The 19,895-nt window shown below is 71.0% G+C and carries 18 protein-coding genes, 1 other RNA gene and 1 pseudogene; 2 read left to right on the top strand and 18 right to left on the bottom strand.

Features of this window, described 5'->3' with window-relative positions; all coding sequences use genetic code 11:
* Positions 1–5: 5 nt before the first annotated feature.
* From CKO43_RS09825 to mraZ, 12 genes are read right to left on the bottom strand one after another with little or no spacing between them, the layout of a single operon-like run.
* The gene (locus CKO43_RS09825; RefSeq protein ID WP_200229463.1) at positions 6–956 is read right to left on the bottom strand and encodes a D-alanine--D-alanine ligase; all 951 of its coding nucleotides are present in this window, start codon (positions 954–956) and stop codon (positions 6–8) included.
* A complete protein-coding gene (gene murC, locus CKO43_RS09820) occupies positions 953–2,377 on the bottom strand; it encodes a UDP-N-acetylmuramate--L-alanine ligase (protein ID WP_200378519.1) in 1,425 nt (474 codons plus the stop codon). The genes CKO43_RS09825 and murC overlap by 4 nt, the downstream gene beginning before the upstream one ends.
* Positions 2,374–3,453, bottom strand: a complete 1,080-nt coding sequence (gene murG / locus CKO43_RS09815; RefSeq protein ID WP_200378518.1) for an undecaprenyldiphospho-muramoylpentapeptide beta-N-acetylglucosaminyltransferase — start codon at positions 3,451–3,453, stop codon at positions 2,374–2,376. Before murG ends, murC begins: the two co-directional genes overlap by 4 nt.
* Positions 3,450–4,688, bottom strand: coding sequence for a putative lipid II flippase FtsW (gene ftsW, locus CKO43_RS09810; RefSeq protein ID WP_200378517.1), 1,239 nt, complete (start codon positions 4,686–4,688; stop codon positions 3,450–3,452). The genes murG and ftsW overlap by 4 nt, the downstream gene beginning before the upstream one ends.
* Positions 4,685–6,187, bottom strand: a complete 1,503-nt coding sequence (murD, locus tag CKO43_RS09805) for a UDP-N-acetylmuramoyl-L-alanine--D-glutamate ligase (protein WP_200378516.1) — start codon at positions 6,185–6,187, stop codon at positions 4,685–4,687. The genes ftsW and murD overlap by 4 nt, the downstream gene beginning before the upstream one ends.
* A 5-nt stretch (positions 6,188–6,192) precedes the next feature.
* On the bottom strand, positions 6,193–7,374 hold the full coding sequence (gene mraY / locus CKO43_RS09800; RefSeq protein WP_200229472.1) for a phospho-N-acetylmuramoyl-pentapeptide-transferase: 1,182 nt from the start codon (positions 7,372–7,374) through the stop codon (positions 6,193–6,195).
* Complete coding sequence (locus tag CKO43_RS09795) at positions 7,374–8,720, bottom strand: UDP-N-acetylmuramoyl-tripeptide--D-alanyl-D-alanine ligase (RefSeq protein WP_200378515.1); 1,347 nt, start codon at positions 8,718–8,720, stop codon at positions 7,374–7,376. The genes mraY and CKO43_RS09795 overlap by 1 nt, the downstream gene beginning before the upstream one ends.
* Positions 8,717–10,192 (bottom strand): UDP-N-acetylmuramoyl-L-alanyl-D-glutamate--2,6-diaminopimelate ligase, encoded by a 1,476-nt coding sequence (locus CKO43_RS09790; protein WP_200229476.1) that lies wholly within the window; start codon positions 10,190–10,192, stop codon positions 8,717–8,719. Before CKO43_RS09790 ends, CKO43_RS09795 begins: the two co-directional genes overlap by 4 nt.
* A 43-nt stretch (positions 10,193–10,235) precedes the next feature.
* A complete protein-coding gene (locus CKO43_RS09785; protein WP_200378514.1) occupies positions 10,236–12,005 on the bottom strand; it encodes a peptidoglycan D,D-transpeptidase FtsI family protein in 1,770 nt (589 codons plus the stop codon).
* The gene (gene ftsL, locus CKO43_RS09780) at positions 12,002–12,286 is read right to left on the bottom strand and encodes a cell division protein FtsL (RefSeq protein ID WP_200229481.1); all 285 of its coding nucleotides are present in this window, start codon (positions 12,284–12,286) and stop codon (positions 12,002–12,004) included. Before ftsL ends, CKO43_RS09785 begins: the two co-directional genes overlap by 4 nt.
* Entirely contained in the window at positions 12,283–13,224 is a 942-nt protein-coding gene (rsmH, locus tag CKO43_RS09775; RefSeq protein ID WP_200229483.1) for a 16S rRNA (cytosine(1402)-N(4))-methyltransferase RsmH, read from the bottom strand. Before rsmH ends, ftsL begins: the two co-directional genes overlap by 4 nt.
* Complete coding sequence (gene mraZ / locus CKO43_RS09770) at positions 13,221–13,664, bottom strand: division/cell wall cluster transcriptional repressor MraZ (RefSeq protein WP_200229485.1); 444 nt, start codon at positions 13,662–13,664, stop codon at positions 13,221–13,223. The genes rsmH and mraZ overlap by 4 nt, the downstream gene beginning before the upstream one ends.
* Before the next feature lie 406 nt (positions 13,665–14,070).
* Between mraZ and CKO43_RS09765 the strand changes: the two genes are divergently transcribed.
* Positions 14,071–14,406, top strand: coding sequence for a hypothetical protein (locus CKO43_RS09765; RefSeq protein WP_200229486.1), 336 nt, complete (start codon positions 14,071–14,073; stop codon positions 14,404–14,406).
* Here the strand turns inward: CKO43_RS09765 and CKO43_RS09760 are convergent.
* The 3 genes from CKO43_RS09760 to rnpB all read right to left on the bottom strand — a co-directional run bounded on the left by CKO43_RS09760 (position 14,390) and on the right by rnpB (position 17,240).
* Complete coding sequence (locus CKO43_RS09760; protein ID WP_207184962.1) at positions 14,390–15,427, bottom strand: carbonic anhydrase; 1,038 nt, start codon at positions 15,425–15,427, stop codon at positions 14,390–14,392. The two genes, CKO43_RS09765 and CKO43_RS09760, sit on opposite strands and share 17 nt — an antisense overlap.
* Positions 15,428–15,481: 54 nt before the next feature.
* A complete protein-coding gene (locus CKO43_RS09755) occupies positions 15,482–16,690 on the bottom strand; it encodes a multidrug effflux MFS transporter (RefSeq protein WP_200229487.1) in 1,209 nt (402 codons plus the stop codon).
* 99 nt (positions 16,691–16,789) lie between these two features.
* An RNA gene (gene rnpB / locus CKO43_RS09750) (RNase P RNA component class A) lies at positions 16,790–17,240 on the bottom strand.
* Between the two features lie 28 nt (positions 17,241–17,268).
* On the opposite strand from rnpB, the gene cysK reads away from it, so the two are divergent.
* Entirely contained in the window at positions 17,269–18,186 is a 918-nt protein-coding gene (cysK, locus tag CKO43_RS09745; RefSeq protein ID WP_200378513.1) for a cysteine synthase A, read from the top strand.
* A 52-nt stretch (positions 18,187–18,238) separates the two neighbouring features.
* Here cysK and CKO43_RS09740 read toward each other — a convergent pair whose 3' ends face one another.
* The 3 genes and pseudogenes from CKO43_RS09740 to CKO43_RS09730 form a co-directional block, all read right to left on the bottom strand.
* Positions 18,239–18,427, bottom strand: a complete 189-nt coding sequence (locus CKO43_RS09740; RefSeq protein WP_200378512.1) for a hypothetical protein — start codon at positions 18,425–18,427, stop codon at positions 18,239–18,241.
* A 42-nt stretch (positions 18,428–18,469) separates the two neighbouring features.
* Positions 18,470–19,345 (bottom strand): protease HtpX, encoded by an 876-nt coding sequence (gene htpX, locus CKO43_RS09735; RefSeq protein ID WP_200229490.1) that lies wholly within the window; start codon positions 19,343–19,345, stop codon positions 18,470–18,472.
* A gap of 143 nt (positions 19,346–19,488) precedes the next feature.
* Positions 19,489–19,895, bottom strand: a pseudogene (locus tag CKO43_RS09730) (hypothetical protein); the annotation flags it as partial.

The following is a 19,895-nucleotide window of genomic DNA, read 5'->3' as shown; positions in this document are numbered from 1 at the left end:
CGTCCTCAGGTCCCCGGGTGGTCGAGCGCGGCGCCCTCGAGCACGTGCACGCACAGCTGCTCGTAGCTCAGGCCGGCGACACGCGCAGCCAGCGGCACCAGCGAGTGGCTGGTCATGCCCGGGCTGGTGTTCATCTCCAGCAGGAAGGGCTTGCGGTCGCTGCGCCGGATCATCAGGTCGGCGCGGCCCCAGCCGCGGCAGCCCAGCAGCCGGTAGGCGGCCAGCGTCAGGCGCTGGATCTCGGCTTCCTCGGCCGGCGGCAGGCCGCTCGGGCAGTGGTAGCCGGTCTCCTCGGAGAAGTACTTGTGCTCGAAGTCGTAGTTGCCGTCGGGCGCCTCGATGCGGATCACCGGCAGCGCACGCGCCGCAGCACCTTCGCCCAGCACCGCGCAGGTGACTTCGACGCCGTCGATGAACTCCTCGCACAGCACGTCGCTGTCGTACTCGCCGGCCAGCGTCACCGCGTCCTGCATCTGCGAGTAGCCCAGCACCTTGGTGATGCCGATCGACGACCCTTCGCGCGGCGGCTTGACGATCAGCGGCAGGCCGATGCGGTCCGGCACGGTGATGATGTCCTCGCGCGCGCGCTGCCCCGGCGCCAGCCAGACCCAGCGCGGCGTCGGCAGCCCTTCGGCGGCCCAGATGCGCTTGGTCATCACCTTGTCCATCGCGATCGCGCTGGCCATCACGCCCGAGCCGGTGTACGGGATGCGCAGCAGCTCGAGCGCACCCTGCACCGTGCCGTCCTCGCCGTGGCGGCCGTGCAGCGCGATGAAGGCGCGTTCGTAGCCGGCGTGTTTCAGCTCGGCGAGTTCGCGCTCGGCCGGGTCGAAAGGCTGGGCGTCGACACCGGCCGAACGCAGCGCCTGCAGCACGCCGTTGCCCGACATCAGCGACACCTGCCGCTCAGCGCTGGATCCGCCCATCAGCACGGCGACCTTGCCCAGGGGGTTCATGCCACCACTCCTTGTTGCGTCAACTCCACGACCTTCTGCGGCACCCCGCCCATCGAACCCGCACCCATCGCGATGACGACGTCGCCGTCCTGCGCGAACTCGGCGATCGCCGCCGGCAGATCGCCGACGGCGTCGACGAACACCGGGTCGACCTTGCCGGCGACACGCAGCGAACGCGCCAGCGCGCGGCCGTCGGCGGCGACGATCGGCGGCTCGCCGGCGGCGTAGACCTCGGTCAGCAGCACCGCGTCGGCGCTGCCCATGACCTTGACGAAGTCCTCGAAGCAGTCGCGCGTGCGGGTGTAGCGGTGCGGCTGGAAGGCCAGCACCAGGCGCCGGCCGGGGAAGGCGCCACGCGCTGCGGCGATCACGGCCGCCATCTCGGCCGGGTGGTGGCCGTAGTCGTCGATCAGCGTGAAGGTGCCGCTGCCGCGCGCCGGCGCCACCGGCAGCTCGCCCCAGCGCTGGAAGCGGCGGCCGACGCCGGTGAAGCCGGCCAGCGCACGCACCGTCGGCTCGTCGGGCAGCTCGAGTTCCATCGCCACCGCGATCGCCGCCAGCGCGTTGCGCACGTTGTGCACGCCGGGCAGGTTCAGCGTGATCGCCAGGTCGGGCATGTCGACGCCGTTGCGGCGCTGGGCGACGAAACGCATCTGGCCGCCGGGCAGCGCCTCGACGTCGACGGCGCGCACCTGCACGTCCTCGCCCAGGCCGTAGCTGACCACCGGGCGCGAGAGCATCGGCAGGATCGCGCGCACGCCGGGGTCGTCGCCGCAGACGATGGCGGCGCCGTAGAAGGGCATGCGGTGGATGAAGTCGACGAAGGCCGAACGCAGCCGCGACAGGTCGTGGCCGTAGGTCTCCATGTGGTCGGCGTCGATGTTGGTGACGACGGCCATGATCGGCATCAGGTTCAGGAACGAGGCGTCGCTCTCGTCGGCCTCGACGACGATGTACTCGCCCGAACCCAGGCGCGAGTTGGCGCCGGCGCTCAGCAGCTTGCCGCCGATGACGAAGGTCGGGTCGCGGCCGGCTTCGGCGAGCACGCTGGCGACGAGCGAGGTCGTCGTCGTCTTGCCGTGCGTGCCGGCGATCGCGATGCCGCGGCGCAGCCGCATCAGCTCGGCCAGCATCACCGCACGCGGCACCACCGGGATGCGGCGCGCACGCGCCGTGATCACCTCGGGGTTGTCGCTCTTCACCGCGGTGGAGACGACGACGGCGTCGGCGCCCTCGATGTTGGCGGCGTCGTGGCCGATGGCGATGCGCAGGCCGAGCGCGGCCAAACGCTCGGTGGTGGCGCTGGCGGCCTGGTCGCTGCCGCTGACGCGGTAGCCCAGGTTGTGCAGGATCTCGGCGATGCCGCTCATGCCGGCGCCGCCGACGCCGACGAAGTGGATCTGCTTGACGGCGTGTTTCATCGCGGGGTCAGTTCTTCAATGAGGTCGGCGACACGCGCGGCCGCCTGCGGGCGGGCGAGGGCGCGGGCGCGGTCGGCCATCGCGGCGAGCGCGGCGCGGTCCAGCGTGCGCAGTTCGTCGGCCAGGCGTTCGGGGTTCAGTTCGGGCTGCGGCAGGTGCTTGGCAGCACCTTGCGCGGCCATCATCTCGGCGTTGTCGCGCTGGTGCGAGGTGGTGCTGACGATCAGCGGCACCAGGATCGCCGGCACGCCGGCGGCGCAGAGTTCGCTGACGGTGATCGCGCCGGCGCGGCACAGCATCAGGTCGCAGTCGGCCAGGCGGCGCGGCATGTCGTCGATGAAGGGCAGCACGTCGGCGGCGACGCCGGCGCTGGCGTAGGCCGCCTTCACCGCGTCCAGCTGGGCGACGCCGGTCTGGTGCGTGACCCACGGACGTTCGTGCGGCGCCAGCCGGGCCAGCGCCTGCGGCACGGTGTCGTTGAGCACCTTGGCGCCCAGGCTGCCGCCGACGACGAGCAGCTTCAGCGGCCCGCTGCGGCCGGCATAACGTTCGGCCGGCGCCGGCAGCGCCTCGATCTCGGCGCGCACCGGGTTGCCGGTGACGACGGCGTTTTTCGTCGCCTTCGCCGCAGCGCCGTCGAAGCCGAACGCGACGCGGTCGGCCACCGGCAGCAGCGAGCGGTTGGACAGCAGCATCGCGGCGTCGGCGTTGACCAGCACCAGCGGCCTGGACAGCAGCGAAGCCATCAGCCCGCCGGGGAAGCAGACGTAGCCGCCCATGCCGAGCACGGCGTCGGCACGGCGCCGGCGCAGGATGCCCAGGCAGTCGGCGAAGGCCTTCAGCAGGCGCAGGCCGCCGGTCAGCGCGCCCATCGCGCCCTTGCCGCGCAGGCCGGCGAAGCCGATCGCGTCGAGCGTGATGCCGGTCGGCGGCACCAGCTTGTTCTCCATGCCGCTGCGCGTGCCCAGCCAGCTGACGCTCCAGCCGCGGCGCTGCATCTCGCGTGCGACCGCGATGCCGGGGATCACGTGGCCGCCGGTGCCGGCGGCCATCACGACGAGGTGGCGGCCGCTCATGACCGGCCTCCGCGCATCAAGCTGCGATTCTCTATATCCACCCGCACCACGATCGCCAGCGCGATGAGGTTCATCAGGATCGCCGAGCCGCCGTAGCTCATCAGCGGCAGCGTCAGGCCCTTGGTCGGCAGCACGCCGAGGTTCACGCCCATGTTGATGAAGGCCTGGCCGCCCATCCAGATGCCCACGCCCTGCACCATCAGCCCGGCGAAGACGCGGTCCAGGGCGATCGCCTGGCGGCCGATGACGAAGATGCGCCGCGTCATCCAGAAGAACAGCGCGATGACCGCGGCGACGCCGACGAAACCCAGTTCCTCGCCGATCACCGCGAGCAGGAAGTCGGTGTGCGCCTCGGGCAGGTAGTGCAGCTTCTCGACGCTGGCGCCCAGCCCCTGGCCGAAGATCTCGCCGCGGCCGAAGGCGATCAGCGAGTGCGTCAGCTGGTAGGCCTTGCCCTGGGCATAGAGCGGGTCCCAGGGATTCAGGTAGGCGAGGATGCGGTCGCGCCGCAGGTCGTCGAAGGCGATGATGGTGGCGAAGGTGGCCACCAGCACCGCGGCGATCAGGAAGAACATGCGGCCGTTGACGCCGCCCAGGAACAGCAGCCCCATCGCCACCGTCGCGATGACGATGAAGGCGCCCATGTCGGGCTGGCGCAGCAGCAGCGCGCCGATGAAGGCCACCGCCACCACCATCGGCCAGACGGCGCGGAAGAAGTTCTCCTTCACGTCCATCTTGCGCACCATGTAGCTGGCGGCGTACATCGCGATCGTGATCTTGGCCAGCTCCGAGGGCTGGAAGTTCATGATGCCCAGCGGGATCCAGCGGCGCGAGTTGTTCACCACCTTGCCGACGAAGGGCAGCAGCACCAGCACCAGCAGCAGCAGCGAGACGACGAAGATCTTCTCGGCGTGTTTTTCCCAGAACGAGATCGGCACCTGGACGACCGCGAACGCGACCACCGCGCCCAGCACCAGCGAGAACACGTGCCGCGTCAGGAAGTAGGCCTGCGAGTAGTTGCTGAACTTCGGGTTGTCGGGCAGCGCGATCGAGGCCGAATAGACCATCACCAGCCCCAGGCACAGCAGCGTCGCGATGACGGCGACCAGGGTCTGGTCGAAGGCGCGCAGCGCGGCCGGGCGCGCGCCGGCGACGACGCGGTCGCGCACCGGCAGCGCGCCGACGCTCTCGCGCCGCGTCGCCCACCAGTTGCGGATCGCGCCGATGGCGTTCATGCCTGGCCCTTCTGCGCTGCCACGTCCTGCACCGCGGCGGCGAAGACCTCGGCGCGGTGGGCGTAGTTGCGGAACATGTCCAGGCTGGCGCAAGCCGGGCTCAGCAGCACGGCGTCGCCGGGCTGCGCCTGCTCGAAGCACCAGGCGACTGCGGCTTGCAGCGTGTCGTGGCGTGCCAGCACCGGGCCGTTCACGTGCGGCTCGATCGCGGCGGCGTCGCGGCCGATGGTCGCCACGGCACGCGCCCAGCGCGCCAGCGGCGCGGCCAGCGGCGCGAAGTCCTGGCCCTTGCCGTCGCCGCCGAGGATCACGACCAGCTTGGCCGGCGCCTTGTCGGCCCCCAGGCCGTCGAGCGCGGCGACGGTGGCGCCGACGTTGGTGCCCTTGCTGTCGTCGAAAGCCTCGACATCACCGACGGTGGCGATCCACTGCACGCGGTGCGGCTCGCCGGCGTAGTCGCGCAGGCCGTGCAGCATCGGCGCCAGCGGGCAGCCGATGGCGCTGGCCAGCGCCAGCGCGGCGAGTGCGTTGGCGGCGTTGTGGCGGCCGCGGATGCGCAGCGCGTCGGCCGGCATCAGGCGCTGCAGGTGGATCTCGTGTTCTTCGTCGCGGCGCAGCTTGACGGTCTCGTCGGCCGGCAGCGCCCGCACCAGCCAGGCCATGCCGTTCTCGACCACCAGGCCCCAGTCGCCCGGGCGGCGCGGTGCGTCCAGGCCGAAACGCTGCACGCTGCGACCCACCGGCTTGTTGCGGCCCTTGGCCGGCAGCGGCGCCGGCACCATCGCCTCGACGATGGCGTCGTCGCGGTTGATCACCATCACCGCGTCGCGGCCGAAGACACGCGTCTTGGCCTCGGTGTAGGCGGCCATCGAGCCGTGCCAGTCGAGGTGGTCCTGGGTGACGTTGAGCACGGTCGCGGCGGCCGGCTCGAAGCCGGTGACGCCGTCGAGCTGGAAGCTGGAGAGCTCGAGCACCCAGACCTCGGGCAGGTCCTCCAGCCGCGCGGCCAGCGTGTCCAGCATGGTCGGGCCGATGTTGCCGGCGAGCGCGACGCTGCGCCCGGCACGTTCGACCAGCAGGCCGGTGAGCGTCGTCGTCGTCGTCTTGCCGTTGGTGCCGGTGATCGCGATCACCTGCGGCGCGTAACCGCGTTCGGCCTTCAGCGCCGCCAGCGCTTCGGCGAAGACCTCGAGTTCGCCCTGCACCGGCACGCCGTCGGCACGCACGGCGGCGAGCACGGGCGCGATGCGCGCGTCGTGCGGCGACAGCCCCGGGCTCTTCAGCACCCGGTCGACACCTTCGAACGCGGCGGCATCGAGCGCGCCGCCGATCAACTCGGCGCCCGGGCAGTGGTCGCGCAGGCCGACGGCGTTGGGCGGCTGCTCGCGCGAATCCCAGACGCGCACGAAGGCACCGTGGCGCGAGGCCCAGGTCGCCATCGCCAGGCCGGAGTCACCCAGGCCGAGCACGAGCACGGTTTTTTCGGCGAAGCTGTTCATCGTGTTCACCGCAGCTTCAGGCTCGCCAGCCCGACCAGGCACAGCAGCATCGTGATGATCCAGAAGCGCACGACCACCTGGCTCTCGGTCCAGCCCTTCTTCTCGTAGTGGTGGTGCAGCGGCGCCATCAGGAAGATGCGCCGGCCTTCGCCGTAGCGCTTCTTCGTGTACTTGAACCAGGCGACCTGGGTCATCACCGACAGCGCCTCGGCGACGAAGACGCCGCCCATGATCCCGAGCAAGATCTCCTGGCGCGTGATGACGGCGATGGTGCCGAGCGCGCCGCCCAGCGACAGCGCGCCGACGTCGCCCATGAAGACCTGCGCCGGGTTCGCGTTGAACCACAGGAAGGCCAGGCCCGCGCCGGCGAGCGCGGCGCAGAACACCAGCAGTTCGCCCGCGCCCGGGATGTAGGGCAGCAGCAGGTAGCGCGAGAACACCGAGTTGCCGGTGACGTAGGCGAAGACACCGAGCGCCGAGCCGACCAGCACCACCGGCATGATGGCCAGCCCGTCCAGGCCGTCGGTGAAGTTGACCGCGTTGCTGGCGCCGACGATGACGAACCAGGTCAGCGCCATGAAGCCGAACACACCCAGCGGATAGCTGACGGTCTTGAAGAAGGGCACGATCAGGTCGGCCTTGGGCGGCAGCTCGTTCGAGAAGCCGCTCGTCACCCAGCGCAGGAACAGCTCGAGCACGCGCAGGTTGGAGGTCTCGGAGACGCTGAAGGCGAGGTAGATCGCGGCCACCAGCCCGATCAGCGTCTGCCAGAAGAACTTCTCGCGCGAGCGCATGCCTTCCGGGTCCTTGTTGACGACCTTGCGGTAGTCGTCGACCCAGCCGATGGCGCCGAAGCCGAAGGTCACCAGCATCACGACCCAGACGAAGCGGTTGCTCCAGTCGAACCACAGCAGCGTCGACACGCCGATGCCCAGCAGCACGAGCACGCCGCCCATCGTCGGCGTGCCGCGTTTGCCCAGGTGCGACTGGACACCGTATTCGCGGATCGGCTGGCCGATCTTCAGCTCGGTGAGGCGGCGGATGACCCAGGGGCCCAGCGCCAGGCCGATCAGCAGCGCCGTCATCGCCGCCAGCACCGCGCGGAAGGTCAGGTACTGGAAGACACGCAGGAACCCGAGCTCGTCGGGGAACAGCGCCAGCAGCCACTGGGTGAGCGCGAGCAGCATCAGCGCACCCCTTCCTTCAACGCGCGCACCACCTGCTCCATCCGCATGAACCGGGAACCCTTGACCAGCACCGAAGCAGCAGCCGGCGCCTCGGCGAGCGCCGCGACGATGGCCGCGGCATCCTTGAAATGACGATCGGCGCCGACCTGCGCCGACAGCGTGCCCGCAGTCCAGACGCAGTCGACGCCCTGGGCCCGCGCCGCGGCGCCGACCTCGGCGTGGAACTCGGCGCCGCGGTCGCCGACCTCGCCCATGTCGCCCAGCACCAGCCAGCGCGGGCCGGGCAGCGAGGCCAGCACCGCGATCGCGGCCAGCACCGAATCCGGGTTGGCGTTGTAGCTGTCGTCGACCAGCGTGATCTCGCCGCGCGGCGTCGCGACACGGGCCGCATGCGAGCGCCCGGCGACCGGCTGGAACGCGCCCAGGCCGGCGGCGATGGCGGCCGGCGCGACCCCGGCGGCCAGCGCACAGGCGGCGGCGGCGAGCGCGTTCTTGACGTTGTGGCGGCCGGCGGCGGCCAGCGTCGTTGCCACCGGGCCGGCCGGCGTCGTCATCCTCAGGTGCCAGCGGTCGCCGTGCCAGTCGGCGCTTGCCGTGAGGTCGGCGTCGCCGTCGAGCGCGAACGTGAGCGTGCGGCGCGCCGCGGCGAGTTCGCGCCACAGCGGCGTGTATTCGTCGTCGGCCGGGAACACGGCGACGCCGTCGGCCGGCAGCGCGGCAATGGCCTGGCCGTTCTCGCGCGCCACCGCCTCGACCGTGGCCATGAACTCCTGGTGTTCACGCTGGGCGTTGTTGACGAGCGCGATCGTCGGCCGGGCGATGGCCACCAGCTCGGCGATCTCGCCCGGGTGGTTCATGCCGAGTTCGACGACGCCGGCGGCGTGGTCGGGACGCAGTCCCAGCAGCGTCAGCGGCACGCCGATGTGGTTGTTCAGGTTGCCGCGGGTCGCGAACGCGGCGTCGCCGTGCGCGGCGCGCAGGATGGCCGCGAGCATCTGCGTGACCGTGGTCTTGCCGTTGCTGCCGGTGACCGCCACCAGCGGCAAGGTGAACCGCGCGCGCCAGCCGGCGGCCAGCTGCTGCAGCGCGGCCAGCGAGTCGGCGACCAGCAGCCCCGGCACCGCGTCGGACAGCCCGGTCTCGGCGATCGCGGCCACCGCCCCGGCGGCGCGGGCGCCGGCCAGGAAGTCGTGGCCGTCGAAACGTTCGCCGCGCAGCGCGACGAACAGGTCGCCCGGGCGCAGCGTGCGCGTGTCGCTGTGCACACGTGCGAACGCGGTCGACGCGTCGCCGACCAGCGTCGCGCCGGGCACGAGCGGCAGCGCTTGCGCCAGCGTCAGCATCATCCCTGGGCTCCCGGCCGGCGCGCGAGCGCGGCGCGCGCCTGGGTTTCGTCGGAGAAGGGGCGGCGCACGCCCTTGATCTCCTGGTAGTCCTCGTGGCCCTTGCCGGCCAGCAGCACGACGTCGCCGGCAGCGGCATTGGCGATCGCATAGGCGATCGCCTCGCCGCGGTCCTCGATGACGTCGACCTCGTCGTGGCCGGGCACGCCGGCCAGGATCTGCGACAGGATGAAGGCCGGCGACTCGTCGCGCGGGTTGTCGCTGGTGGCGACGACACGGTCGGCCAGGCGCGCGGCGATCGCACCCATCAGCGGGCGCTTGGTCGCGTCACGGTTGCCGCCGCAGCCGAACAGGCACCAGAGCTGGCCGCCGCGCGCCGCGGCCAGCGGGCGCAGCGCATGCAGCACCTTCTCCAGCGCGTCGGGCGTGTGGGCGTAGTCGACGACGACTTCCAGCGCCGGGTCGCCGACCCGCTGCAGCCGCCCGGGCACCGGCACCAGCGCCGGCACCACCGCGGCGGCGTCGGCCAGCGGCACGCCCAGCGCGCGCAGGCCACCCAGCACCGCCAGCAGGTTGTGCGCGTTGTATTCGCCGATCAGCGTGCTGCGCACCTCGGCCGTTGCGTCGCCTTCGTGCAGCGTGAAGGCCAGGCCGCCGTCGACGTAACGCAGCTCGCCGGCGCGCAGCCGCGCCGGCTGCGAGGTCGAATAGGTCCAGACGTCCAGCGCCAGGCCTTCGGCGGCCAGGCGCGCGCCCTGCTCGTCGTCGATGTTGATGACCGCGGCCTTCAGGCCCGGCCAGTCGAACAGGCGGCGCTTGGCTTCCCAGTAGGCGGCCATCGAGCCGTGGTAGTCGAGGTGGTCGCGGGTGAAGTTGGTGAACAGCGCGACGTCGACGTGGGCCGCGTCCAGCCGGTGCTCGACGATGCCGATCGACGAGGCTTCGAGCGCGCAGGCGGCGAAACCCTGGTCGACGAAGCGGCGGAAGGCGGCGTGCAGCGTCACCGGGTCGGGCGTGGTGAGGCCCGTGGCCTGTACGTGGCCGGGCTCGCCGACACCGAGCGTGCCCATCACGCCGCAACGCTGGCCGAGTGCGGTCAGGGCCTGCGCCGTCCACCAGGCGGTCGAGGTCTTGCCGTTGGTGCCGGTGGTCGCGACGACCTTCAGGCGCTGGCTCGGCTGTTCGAAGTAGGCGTGCGCGATGCCGGCGGTGGCCGCCTTCAGTTCGGGCAGCGTGGCCACACGCGCGTCCTCGAAGCCGAAGGCCTCGACGCCGTCGAGTTCGACCAGGCAGGTGGCGGCGCCGGCGTCCAGCGCCTGCTGCACGAAGCGGCGGCCGTCGTTGGCATAACCCGGCCAGGCGATGAAGGCGTCGCCGGGCTGCACCAGACGGCTGTCGGTGCGCAGCGTGCCGGTGACCCAGGACGAGAGCCAGCGTGCGGCGGCCTCGGGGGACTTCAGGCGCGTCAGCGGCATGCGCCCTCCCCCTGGTTGGCGGACGAGGAACGGAAGATCTGCATCAGAAGCTTTCTTGCTCGGCGGCGGCCGGGTCGGCGACGATCTGCGCCTGCACCGGGATGTCCGGCGGCACGCCCATCATGCGCAGCGTGTTCTGCACGACCTGGCTGAACACCGGGCCGGCGACGTCGCCGCCGAAGAACACGCCCTTGCTTGGTTCGTCGACCATCACCGCGACCACGATGCGCGGCGCGGAGATCGGCGCGATGCCGACGAACCAGGCCCTGTACTTGTTGCTGTAGCCCTTGCCTTCCTGCTTGCGCGCAGTGCCGGACTTGCCACCGGTCGAGTAGCCGATGGCGGCGGCCTTGGGCGCGGTGCCGCCGCGCTGCGTGACCAGGCCCAGCATCGCGCGCATCGTGTGCGCGGTCTCGGGCTTGAAGACCTGGACGCCGGCGGTCGGGCCTTCCTGGCGCAGGATGGAAACCGGCGCGATGTCGCCGTCGCGCGCGAACACGGTGTAGCCGCGGGCGATCTGCAGCAGGCTCGCCGACAGGCCGTAGCCGTAGCTCATCGTCGCCTGCTCGATCGGGCGCCAGGTCTTGTACGGGCGCAGCCGGCCGGTGACGGCGCCGGGGAAGTCGATCTGCGGCTTCTGCCCCAGGCCGATGGCCGAGAACACCTCCCACATCTCGCGCGGCTGCATCTGCATCGCCATCTTGACGGTGCCGACGTTGCTCGACTTCTGGATCACCTGGGCGACGGTGAGCGGGCCGTGCGGGTGCGAGTCGCGGATCGTCGAGCCGGTGATCGTGATCGTCCCGGGTGCGGTGTCGATGACGGTGGACGCCGTCACGCGGCCGGTCTCCATCGCCAGGCTGGCGACGAAGGGCTTCATCGTCGAGCCGGGCTCGAAGGTGTCGGTGAGCGCGCGGTTGCGCAGCTGCGCGCCGCTCAGGTTGCGCCGCTGCCCCGGGTCGTAGCTGGGGTAGTTGGCCAGCGCCAGCACCTCGCCGGTGAGCGCGTCCAGCACGACCACGCTGCCGGCCTTGGCCCCGTGCTGCGCGACCGCGTCGCGCACACGCTGGTAGGCGAAGAACTGGATCTTGGAGTCGACCGCCAGCGTGACGTCGCGGCCGTCGAGCGCCGCGGTCTGGTCGCCGATGTCCTCGACGACGCGGCCGAGGCGGTCGCGCACCACGGCGCGCAGGCCGTCGCGGCCCTGCAGCTCCTTGTCGAAACGCAGCTCGATGCCTTCCTGGCCGTGTTCCTCGACGTTGGTGAAGCCGACGACGTGCGCCGCCGACTCGCCCTCGGGGTAGCTGCGCTTGTACTCGCGCACCTGGTAGACGCCCTTCAAGCCCAGCGCCTTGACGCTGTCCCAGACGGCGTCGTCGGCCTGGCGGCGCAGCCAGACGAAGTTCGGGTTGCCGGCCAGCCGGGTGTCGAGCTCGGCCGTCGTCATGCCCAGCGTGCGCGCCAGCGTGCGCCGCTGCGTCGCGTCGGCCTGCAGATCCTTCGGGATCGCCCAGATCGACGGCGACGGCACGCTGGTGGCGAGCACGAGGCCGTTGCGGTCGAGCACGCGGCCGCGGCTGGCCTGCAGCGACAGCGTGTGCGCGTAGCGCTTCTCGCCCTGCTTCTGATAGAAGTCGTTGCCCAGCACCTGGACCCAGAGCGCGCGGCCGAGCAGCAGCGCGAACGAGGCCGCCACCAGCGCGACGACGAAACGCGAGCGCCACGGCGGCGTCTTGCTCGCCAGCAGCGGGCTGGTGGCGTAGTTGACGCTGCGCACGCTGGCGCCGTTGCCGGGCTTGCGGCGGCCGATCATCGCGAGGCTCCGGAAGCTGCGGCGTCGGCGACGTACTGCGTCACGGCCGGCGAGGCCGGGCGCATGTTCAGCTTCTCGCGCGCGACGCGTTCGACCCGCAGATTGGTCGCCTGCGCCTGGCGCTCGGCGTCCAGGCGCTTGAAGTCGGCGTCGAGCTGCAGCTGCTCGTTGCGCGCGCGGTCCAGCGCCGCAAACAGGCGCCGGCCTTCGTAGGAGCTGCGCACCAGCATGAAGGCGCTCGCCAGCAGCGCGGCGAGCAGCAGCAGGTTCAGCTTCATCATGCCGGCACCTCGGTGCGTTCGGCCACGCGCATCACCGCCGAGCGAGCGCGCGGGTTGGCGGCGACTTCGCGGTAGTCGGGCTTGATCCGCGCCAGCGCCTTCAGCCGCAGCGGCCGCGGCGGCGCCATCGGCGCGCGGCGGTCGAACTCGTCGCGGCTTTCGCGCGCGATGAAGGTCTTGACGATGCGGTCTTCGAGCGAATGGAAGCTGATGACGACCAGGCGTGCACCCGGCGCGAGCAGCGCGAGCGCGGCGTTCAGCCCCTGCTCGAGCGCCTCAAGCTCGGCGTTGACGCAAATCCGAAGAGCCTGAAAGGTGCGTGTTGCAGGGTCCTGGCCCGGCTCGCGGGTCTTGACTGCACGAGCCACGAGCGCGGAAAGCTCCCCGGTGGTTCGAAGCGCGTCCCCGCTCTGCCGGCGAGCAACAATCGCCTTTGCAATCGGTAGAGCAAACCGTTCTTCCCCATAGTCGCGGATCACCTGTGCAAGAAGGCGCTCGTCGGCGCGGGCCAGGAAGTCCGCGGCGGTTTCGCCGCGGGTCGTGTCCATGCGCATGTCCAGCGGCGCGTCGAAGCGGAAGCTGAAACCGCGCTCGGGGGTGTCGATCTGCGGCGAGCTCACGCCCAGGTCCAGCAGCACGCCGTCGACCTGGCCGACGCCGCGCGCCGCCAGCTCGTCGGCCATCTGGGCGAAGCTGGCGTGGCAGATCGAAAAACGGGGGTCGGCGATCGTGGCCGCCGCGGCGATGGCCTCGGGGTCGCGGTCGAAGGCGATGACGCGGCCCTGCGGCGACAGCGCCGCCAGCAGCGCGCGCGAATGGCCGCCGCGGCCGAAGGTGCCGTCGACGTAAACGCCGTCCGGCTGCGTCACGAGGGCCTCGACGGCCTCGGCGAGCAAGACGGTCGTGTGGGGGCGACCCGTCTGCGTCACGGCGGTCATCCTGCGACCTGGTTCTGCAGCTCTTCGGGCAGGCCGCTGGCGATGGTCAGCGCTTCGGCGGCCTCGTAGCGGGCCTTGTCCCACAATTCGAACTTGTCGCCGACGCCCATGAAAACGACCTCGCGCTCCAGCCCCGCCCAGGCCCGAAGTTCGGGCGGCAGCAGCACGCGCGAGGCGGCGTCGATCTCGACTTCGGTGGCCGAGCCGATGTACATGCGGCGCCAGCCTTCGTACTTCATCGGCAGGCGCACGAGTTCGGCTTCGAACGTGTCCCAGACCGGACGCGGATACAGCGTCAGGCAGCCCGAGGCGTTCTTCGCCACGACCATCTGGCCTTGCACGGTGGACATCAGCACGTCACGCCAACGCGCCGGGACGGTAATCCGCCCCTTCGCGTCCAGCGTCAGCACCGGACCACCACGGAAGGCAAAAGAAGGCACGAAACCCCACAGAAATCTACTTTCCTGCACTCTACCTGACGCTACAAGCCCGGGTCAATGGCGCGGAACGGTAAAAATTCAGTGGAATCAAGGACTTATCGGCGCTCTCGCAAGCACTTTTTGAGACAGAAAGTGCTTCAGAATGAAGGACTTGCGAGGGGCACTGAAAGTGCTTTGTGAGCGCGACCGCGCCACCGTGCGTTTTGCACAGCCGAAGTGGGGGGCGGTGCAGCTCCCACGTTTTGACACCGTGGCGGCGCATGACGGCGCCTGACCGCTCGCAGCCCGACATGACGGCCCGCGGCGCCTCGGCCGGCGCCGAGCAGGCCCGCCTGGGCCGGGGCCAAGGGACGCGCCGGATAGCGCCGACGGCATACTCGCGCCCCCACCAAGCCCCACGCCCGAGATGAGCTGGCAGAACAACGATCCGCTGTACCGGCTGCGCCATGCCCTCGTCGGGCTGACGATCGCGCTCGTGCTGTCGGTGCCGGCGGCGGCACTGGCCGGGCGCTGGATTGGCGACGCGATCGGCGACGACTACGCCTGGCGCGCCGGCGCCTACGCGCTGCTGCTGGCCTATGTCGTGACCGGCGCGGTGGTGCTGTTCGTGAAGGTCGCGCGCCACGAGACGCGGCCGGTGTCGGCCGCGCGCATTGCGCTGTGGTTCGCCAGCCTGTGGCTGTGGCCGGGCCTGCTGCTGCTGCGCCGCCGCGGCGGCGGCGACGTCAGCGGGACTGCTTGATCAGCCGCCCCGCGGCCGACTGCACCGGCCGCGCGTTCATCGGATACAGGCGGGAGAAGATGTCGATCTGATCCTGCGACACCGCCACCGGCTGACGCATCACGATCCAGAGCACGCCTTCGGTGCAGGGCGGCGTCGTCAGCGAGCCCATGTAGGTGTAGTAGCCGCGCTCGGTCGGCAGCAGCTGGTTCAGGTCGAGCGCGGTGTTCGCACGCGCTTCCTCGTTCTTCTCCAGCGGCAGGTTGTTCCAGACCGACTGCACCACCGGCTGCGCGCTGCCGCGCTCCAGCAGCACCGCGACCACGGCCAGCCGCCCTTCGGAGTCCTTGTGCACCAGGTGCGCAACCATCTCGCTCTGGCGGCCGTTGATGCGCTCCTCCGACGGCCGGTGGAAGTGGAACTGCACGAGTTCGTAGCGCCGCCCGCCGACGCCGATGAAGTTGCCCGGGCCGACGTTGACCTGCACCGTGTGGCCGTTGTCCAGCACGGCGAAACCGACCGCCTGGTAGTCGAACTGCACCGGCTCGAGGTCGACGGCGATGCCGCCGCGGATGTCGATCGGGCTCTGGCGCTTGCCGACCGCGCAGGTGCCGAACTCGGGCTTGAGCGCGCCCCAGCTGGACGGGCCGCCTTCGCCGACATAGCTCCAGTGAAGATCGTGCGCCGGCTCGGCGCGCGGCTCGGTGCGCGGCGCACGTGCCGGACGGCGCGGCGCGGCCTCGGCCGGCGCGGCGCGCGAGGTGATGCGCACGACGTTGCCAGTGGCTTCCGTATCCTTGGCGGCACCGAGCTTCTGCGCCAGGCGCTCGCGCACCCGGTCCAGTGGATCGGCCGGTTCTGCCGGCGCCGCGGCTTTCGCCGATGCCGCCGGTTTGTCCGCCGGTTTAGCCGCAGCGTCGCCATGGTCGGCGGCGTGGGCCTGGGACACGAAGACCAACGCGGCGGCCAGCGGCAGCGCCGACCAGGCACACCATGACAGGATGCCGGCACGGTGGCCGGCGGCAGTTCGGGAACGGTTCATCGCGGGGGTCTCCACCCCGGATATCGGCCGTCTCGGGGGCCGTCTTGAGCGCTGTCAGCCGCCGAGCCGCGGGCGCACCCAGGCCCAGGAGACGACGCCGATGCTCATCAGCCCGAAAGACGCCAGCGCCAGCGCCGCCGTCGAGTGCATCACCAGCGGCACGACGACACCGGCGACGACGCCGTTGGCGACGCTGCCGATGCAGGCCTGCACCGACGACGCCATGCCGCGGCGCTCGGGCACCAGGTCCAGCACCATCAGCGTGACCACCGGCACCATCAGCGCCCAGCCGAACGAGAAGATGCCGATCAGCGGCATCGCCCACCACAGCCGCGGCTCGAAGGCCAGATTCATGACGACGTTGACGAACGAGACCACGAGCATGATCGTGAAGCCGTGGCGGATCTGGCGCGTCGGCTTCAGGCGTCCGGCCGCACGCCCCGAGGCCCAGGCGCCGGCCATGATGCCGCCGATCGTGAACAGGAAGAACCAGAAGAAGTGTTCCGGCGGCAGCTTCAGGTGCTCGCCCAGGAACACCGGCGCCGCCAGCACGTACAGGAACATGCCGTTGAACGGCACGCCGCTGGCCAGCGTCAGCGCGATGAAACGCGGGCTGCGCACCATGCCCCAGTAGCCGCGCAGCAGGTGCATGGCGTGGAAGGACTGGCGCGCGTCGGCATGCAGCGTCTCGGGCAGCCAGCGCCAGTTGGCCGCCCACAGCGCGGCGCCGACGACGACCAGCAGCCAGAAGATCGCGTGCCAGTCGACGTGCACGAACAGCAGACCGCCGACCATGGGCGCCACCGCCGGCGCGACGCCGAAGTAGATCGTCACCTGCGACATCACGCGCTGCGCCTCGGCCGGCGGGAACATGTCGCGGATGATGGCGCGCGAGACGACGACGCCGGCCCCGGCCGACATGCCCTGCAGCGCGCGGAAGAACACCAGCCAGCCGATCGACGGCGACAGCGCGCAGCCGACCGACGCCAGCGTGAACACCGCGACCCCGGCGAGCACCACCGGCCGGCGGCCGAAGCTGTCGGCCAGGGCCCCGTGGAACAGGTTCATCAGCGCGAAGCCGAACAGATAGCTCGACAACGTCTGCTGCATCTGCACCGGCGTCGCGTCGAGCGAACGCGCGATGCCGGCGAAGGCCGGCAGATAGGTGTCGATCGAGAACGGCCCGAGCATGCCCAGGCAGGCGAGCAGCACGGCCAGCGTCCAGCGCGGGCCGCGCCAGAGCTGGGGCGCGTCGGGGTTCATCGGGCAGGCAAAGCGCGCGAGTCTAGCGAGGGCGCGCTACGCCCGCCGCGGCGGGGGGCATGCAGGCACCCCGGCGCCGGGCCGCGCGCGCTGAATAAAGTGTGAAGTGGGCCGATAGGCCGGATTCTGTGCACCGCCTCCCTTGCGGGACGCGGCGTGACCGCCATTCCTCTTGGCCGTGGATCGCTCCACGGCTCGGTGCCACCTACCCGCCGGCTCCGCAGGCGACATCATCGCCGGCCTATTCGGTGTTGCTGCGCGTAGAGATTGCCCGTTTCACCCGCCGCGGGACTACGTCCCACGCCGAGTGGCTATGCGGCACCGGGCTTTCGCCCGGGCCCGCTCGGCTTTCGCCTCCCGGGCTGCCGGCTGTCGCCGGCACCGCACAGAACACCCGCCGCAGGCTTTCGCCCCGCACCGACTCGTCTCTGTTGCTCTAATCCTCACCTCGCGGTGGACAGCCGTTAGCTGCTACGCTGCCTTGTGCAGTCCGGACCTTCCTCCCGTGCGGCGTTTCCGCTGATGCACCGGCGGCGGTCTGGCCCGCTTCACCGCCCCATTATCTCCGGAGAGCAAGAATGAGAGCCGACAACGTCCTGGCCACCATCGGCAACACGCCCCATGTGCGCATCAACCGCCTGTTCGGCGCGACGCACGAGGTGTGGGTCAAGTGCGAGCGCGCCAACCCGGGCGGCTCGATCAAGGACCGCATCGCGCTGGCGATGGTCGAGGATGCCGAACGTTCGGGTGCACTCAAGCCCGGCGGCACCATCGTCGAGCCGACCTCGGGCAACACCGGCATCGGCCTGGCGATGGTCGCCGCGGTCAAGGGCTACCAGCTGGTCCTGGTGATGCCCGACAGCATGAGCGTCGAGCGCCGCCGCCTGATGCTGGCCTACGGCGCGCGCTTCGAGCTGACGCCGCGCGAGAAGGGCATGAAGGGCTCGATCGCGCGCGCCCAGGAACTGCTGGCCGAGATCCCCGGCTCGTGGATGCCGCAGCAGTTCGAGAACCCGGCCAATATCGAGGTGCACGTGCGCACCACCGCCGAGGAGATCGCCCGCGACTTCCCCGAAGGCCTGGACGCGCTCATCACCGGCGTCGGCACCGGCGGCCACCTGAGCGGTTGCGCCCGGGTGCTGAAGGCGCGCTGGCCGCAGCTCAAGGTGTACGCGGTCGAGCCGACGGCCAGCCCCGTGATCAGCGGCGGCCAGCCCTCGCCGCACCCGATCCAGGGCATAGGCGCGGGCTTCGTGCCGAAGAACCTGGACACCGAGCTGCTGGACGGCGTGATCCTGGTCGAAGCCGAGGCCGCGCGCGAGATGGCGCGGCGCAGCGCACGCGAGGAAGGCCTGCTGGTCGGCATCTCCAGCGGTGCGACGCTGGCCGCGATCGCGCAGAAACTGCCCGAACTGCCGGCCGGCGCACGGGTGCTCGGCTTCAACTACGACACCGGCGAGCGCTACCTGTCGATCGAAGGTTTCCTGCCCGCCTGAAGCCGGCGATAGCCCGAAAGCAAGAAGCCCCCTCGCGGGGGCTTCTTCGTATCTAGATCTCGGAAGGCCGGGCTGCCGCGGCCTGGACCGGCGGCGCCGCCTGCAGCGGCTGCGCCGGTGCCGCGTCGACCGGCTGCGCGGCGGCCGGCACGAAGACGACGTCGGGTGCCGCCCAGTGGGCGATCGAGACGCCCACGGCCACCGCCGCGATCCAGCCGAGCACCCACCAGCGCATCTTCATGGTGACCAGTATGGGGCCGCCAGCGGCGCCGGGGCAAGGCGCTTACTGCGCCTGCTGCAGCGCGCGGATGCGCTCTTCGATCGGCGGGTGGCTGGAGAACAGCGCCATGAAGCCGCTCGGCTTGCCGGCGATGCCCATCGCCTGCACCTGCTGCGGCAGCTGTCCCGGCTCGATCCCGCCCAGGCGCGCCAGCGCGTTGATCATCGGCTGCTTGCGGCCCATCAGCTGGGCGGCGCCGGCGTCGGCGCGGAACTCGCGGGCCCGCGAGAACCAGGCGACGATGATCGCGGCCACCAGGCCCAGCGCGATGTCGAGCACGATGGTCGTGACGTAGTAACCCACGCCGACGCCGTCGCGGTCGTTCTTCAGGATCACCTTGTCGACGAAGTAGCCGATGACGCGCGACAGGAACACGACGAAGGTGTTCATCACGCCCTGGATCAGCGTCAGCGTCACCATGTCGCCGTTGGCCACGTGCGCGATCTCGTGGCCGATCACGGCCTCGGCCTCCTCGCGCGTCATGCTCTGCAGCAGCCCGGTGGACACCGCCACCAGCGCCGAGTTCTTGAACGCGCCGGTGGCGAAGGCGTTGGGCTCGCCTTCGTAGATCGCGACCTCGGGCGTGCGGATGCCGGCCTGCTGCGCGAAACGCTCGACGGTGCCGACGATCCAGCGGTGCGTCGGGTCGTTCGAGCCGTTGATGACCTGGGCGCCGGTGCTCATCTTGGCCATCGGCTTGCTGATCAGCAGCGAGATGAAGGCGCCGCCGAAACCGAAGATCGCGGCGAACGCGAGCAGCGAGCCGAGGTTCAGCCCGTTGGCGGTGAGGAATCGGTTGACGCCCAGCAAGCTCGCCGTGATGCCCAGCACCAGCATCACCGCCAGGTTGGTCAGGACGAAAAGCAGCACTCGTTTCATTGCAGTTGCGCCTGTTTGAAGGCGCCAGGGTAGTCAAACCAGGTCGGCATGTTAGGGCTCGCCCCGGCAGTTCAAGCCTTGCCCTCGGACGAGACAGGGCTTGCGGGCGCGCAAGTCACCCGCAGCCGTGACGGAAAGCCGCTTCAGCCGCCGGGCGGGCGCAGCCGCACCTTGTTCGGCTGGCCGGGCGGCAGCAGCTCGAAACGGTCGGCGTAGGGCGCGAAGAAACGGGTCGACGAGCCGCGCGGCCCGAGCAGGTCGGCGTCGCGCAGGCGCTCGGAGGCCAGGCGCAGCTCGACGGTCTCGCCGCGCACCAGTTCCGGCAGCGCGGCCAGGATCTGGCGGATCTCGTCGGGGTAGGCCGTGATCGGTGCCGGCGCGGCAGCCGGCGCCGGGCGCGCCGCCGCCTTCTTCGCGGCCGGTGCCTGCCGGCGGCTGGGCCGGGCTTCGGCCACCTCGGGGGGCGCCGGCGGCGGCGTGTCCACCGGGGCCGCAGCGGCTTCGGGTGCCGCTCGAAGCGGTGCCGGCGGCCACGCCGGCAGACGAGACC

Origin of the sequence: Rubrivivax gelatinosus, from assembly GCF_016583785.1 — a bacterium.
Classification (GTDB): Bacteria; Pseudomonadota; Gammaproteobacteria; order Burkholderiales; family Burkholderiaceae_C; genus Rubrivivax; species Rubrivivax gelatinosus_B.
This window is presented reverse-complemented; position numbering and strand designations above follow the sequence as displayed.

Excerpts from the sequence above, each read along its gene's own strand:
- ftsL (WP_200229481.1), bottom strand. The coding sequence starts at position 12,286 with ATGATGAAGCTGAACCTGCTGCTGCTCGCCGCGCTGCTGGCGAGCGCC.
- ftsW (WP_200378517.1), bottom strand. The coding sequence starts at position 4,688 with ATGAACGCCATCGGCGCGATCCGCAACTGGTGGGCGACGCGGCGCGAG.
- rsmH (WP_200229483.1), bottom strand. The coding sequence starts at position 13,224 with ATGACCGCCGTGACGCAGACGGGTCGCCCCCACACGACCGTCTTGCTC.
- mraY (WP_200229472.1), bottom strand. The coding sequence starts at position 7,374 with ATGCTGCTCGCGCTCACCCAGTGGCTGCTGGCGCTGTTCCCCGACGAG.
- htpX (WP_200229490.1), bottom strand. The coding sequence starts at position 19,345 with ATGAAACGAGTGCTGCTTTTCGTCCTGACCAACCTGGCGGTGATGCTG.
- CKO43_RS09755 (WP_200229487.1), bottom strand. The coding sequence starts at position 16,690 with ATGAACCCCGACGCGCCCCAGCTCTGGCGCGGCCCGCGCTGGACGCTG.
- murD (WP_200378516.1), bottom strand. The coding sequence starts at position 6,187 with ATGAACAGCTTCGCCGAAAAAACCGTGCTCGTGCTCGGCCTGGGTGAC.
- CKO43_RS09740 (WP_200378512.1), bottom strand. The coding sequence starts at position 18,427 with ATGAAGATGCGCTGGTGGGTGCTCGGCTGGATCGCGGCGGTGGCCGTG.
- CKO43_RS09765 (WP_200229486.1), top strand. The coding sequence starts at position 14,071 with ATGAGCTGGCAGAACAACGATCCGCTGTACCGGCTGCGCCATGCCCTC.
- CKO43_RS09825 (WP_200229463.1), bottom strand. The coding sequence starts at position 956 with ATGAACCCCCTGGGCAAGGTCGCCGTGCTGATGGGCGGATCCAGCGCT.
- CKO43_RS09785 (WP_200378514.1), bottom strand. The coding sequence starts at position 12,005 with ATGATCGGCCGCCGCAAGCCCGGCAACGGCGCCAGCGTGCGCAGCGTC.
- murC (WP_200378519.1), bottom strand. The coding sequence starts at position 2,377 with ATGAAACACGCCGTCAAGCAGATCCACTTCGTCGGCGTCGGCGGCGCC.
- CKO43_RS09790 (WP_200229476.1), bottom strand. The coding sequence starts at position 10,192 with ATGCCGCTGACGCGCCTGAAGTCCCCCGAGGCCGCCGCACGCTGGCTC.
- cysK (WP_200378513.1), top strand. The coding sequence starts at position 17,269 with ATGAGAGCCGACAACGTCCTGGCCACCATCGGCAACACGCCCCATGTG.
- CKO43_RS09795 (WP_200378515.1), bottom strand. The coding sequence starts at position 8,720 with ATGATGCTGACGCTGGCGCAAGCGCTGCCGCTCGTGCCCGGCGCGACG.
- murG (WP_200378518.1), bottom strand. The coding sequence starts at position 3,453 with ATGAGCGGCCGCCACCTCGTCGTGATGGCCGCCGGCACCGGCGGCCAC.
- CKO43_RS09760 (WP_207184962.1), bottom strand. The coding sequence starts at position 15,427 with ATGAACCGTTCCCGAACTGCCGCCGGCCACCGTGCCGGCATCCTGTCA.